At 73.2% G+C, this 2,254-nt stretch carries 2 protein-coding genes; both read left to right on the plus strand.

The features are described 5' to 3' along the window. Window positions 1–2,052: hypothetical protein (locus AB0C29_RS40645; RefSeq protein ID WP_360832334.1), on the plus strand; the 2,052-nt coding region annotated here is incomplete at its 5' end. 10 nt (window positions 2,053–2,062) lie between these two features. Further along, a partial coding sequence (locus AB0C29_RS40650) for an NAD(P)H-binding protein (RefSeq protein ID WP_360832337.1) occupies window positions 2,063–2,254 on the plus strand: 192 nt, incomplete at its 3' end.

A 2,254-nucleotide genomic window follows, 5' to 3' on the forward strand; every position in this document is an offset into this window, starting at 1 on the left:
GTGAGGCCGGTGAACAGGCGCTCCACCGCCACGCCGGGCGCGCCGATCGCCTCGCTCTCCACCAGCCGCGACGGATCCGTGACCGTGGTGGTCGACGAGTTCGGCGGCGGCACGGTCTGGCGTGGCCTCGCCACGGGTGACCCGCAACGGATCACCTTCACGCCCGGCAGCACGTACGTCGGTGGCAGCTTCCAGGTCAGCCCGTCCGGCCGCTACCTGGGCTACGCCAACGACGTGGGCGGGGTCTATGTCCGCGACATCACCCGGCCGGACCTGCCTCCGGTCGACCTGGCGCCGTCCGGGCCGGACCTCGCCCACGGCGACACGGTCGTCGAGTCGCTGCGGTTCGCGGCCGACGACAGCGGCCTGCTCGTGCTCCGGACCAACTTCGGGGAGACGAGCGCCGAGCTGCAGATGTGGGACCTCCGTACCCGCGCGGCCGTGCCGGACCTGCCGCCGACCGATGGCGAGTTCGTGCCGTCGGCCGCGTTCTTCGGCCCGGAACCCAGCACCGTCGTGCTCAGCGCCTATGGCATGGTGACCACGCACGACCTGACCGGCCGGCGCGCACCGCGGGTCTTCCGGGGCGGCGACGACCGGCCGATGGTGGCGGCCGGCGGTGCTCTGGTCGTCTCCTGCAGCGACGAGAAGGTCATGGTGCGGGACATCGGCACCGGCAAGGTGGTGCGCACGGTCCCGCTGCCGAGTTGTGTCGGCCTCGAGATGGACGCGGCGAGCGAGTTCGGCACGGTAGGCACCGTCGAAGGCTTGGCCCAGGGAACGAACGCGACGCTGACCGTCCTGGACCCACGCACCGGAGAGGTGCGCCGGGTACCCGCGCCGCCGTCCAACTTCATCACCGGCTTCACGCCGATCGGGCATCTGGCCGTCCACCGCGGCCCCGGCGGTGCGCCCGGTGCGCTGATCGCCGACGGTCCCCAGCTCTACCGGCTGCCGCTGGGTCCGCCGGTCACCCTGCACCGGACCGTCGGTTTCGGTCTGGACCTGGGCGGGCGCACCGTGGTGACGCCCGACGGCGCGCACCGCGTGCGGTTCGACACCGACAGCGGGCGCATCACGGTCGTGCGGGCGCGGACGAATGAGCAGCTCGCGGCCACCGCTGCCGAGCCTCTCCCGAAGATCAACACGTTCCACGGCATCCCGCACGCCATCACCGGCGACAGCCGGCACCTGCTCACCGCCCACCACGGTGAGCTGGTCGTCTACGCGCTGCCGGCCCTGACCGTCGAGCATCGCGCACGCCTGTCGGTCCCGCCCGGCCTGGGTGCGCTGCCGATCACCGACAACACCGTGGACGACTGGGCCGGTTCGGTCGTGCCGGTCGAGGCCGGCGAGGCCATCGTCCTGTACGCCGGCGTGCTGACCCGCTGGAACGTGGTCACCGGCACGCGCATCGGCGAACCGGTGGAGCTGCGCGCGGGCAAGGAGGAAGGCGCGCGCAGCCGGGCGGCGCAGCTGGCGTTCGCCTCGGGCCGCCGGCCGGGCCACCCGGACCAGATCGCGGTGGTGATGCCCGGCTCCACGGTGCAGATCTGGAGCCTCGACCGCCGCCAGGTCGTCGCCGCTTTCCAGGTGGACCGCACCCAGACCCCCAGCTCTGTCCTGTTCAACCCGGACGGCTCGCGCGTGGCCGTGAGCCTGGAGAAAGGAGTCGTGGCGGTCTGGCCGTTCAGCGACCCGCGGCGGACGCCGTGGACGATCCCGATCGGCGTGGGCGTCTCGCCGCTGGGCTTCACCCCGGGGTCGGACAGCCACCTGGTCACCGTCGAACCGGGCGGCGCCACTGAGCTGGGTATCTGGGAGGTGCGGAGCGCGAAACGGGTGGGGACCCTGACCGCGCCGATCAGCAGCAACGTTCTGCTGCGACGCGACGAGCTCCGGGTGTCCTCCGACGGCTACGCCCGGCAGCTGCGCCTGGACCCGCAGCTGTGGTTCCGCCGGCTGTGCGAACTGGCCGCCCGGCCCTACACGCCCGGGGAAATCCGGCTGCTGCGCGAGCGGAAGGCTCCGCTCAGCCGTCCCTGCCCGTAGCGTCTCCGGCATGAGTGCAATCGCCGTCACCGGTGCGACCGGCCAGCTCGGTGGCCGGGTCGCCCGCCGTCTCGCCGCCCGCGGCCTCGCCCAGCAGCTGCTGGTCCGCGACCCCGCCCGCGCCCCCCAGCTGCCGGGAGCCACCGTCACCCGGGCGAGGATCACCGACCGCGACGCCGTCCGGGAGGCACTTGACGGCGTA

The sequence above is a fragment of the Actinoplanes sp. NPDC048791 genome (genome assembly GCF_040650095.1).
GTDB lineage: Bacteria > Actinomycetota > Actinomycetes > Mycobacteriales > Micromonosporaceae > Actinoplanes.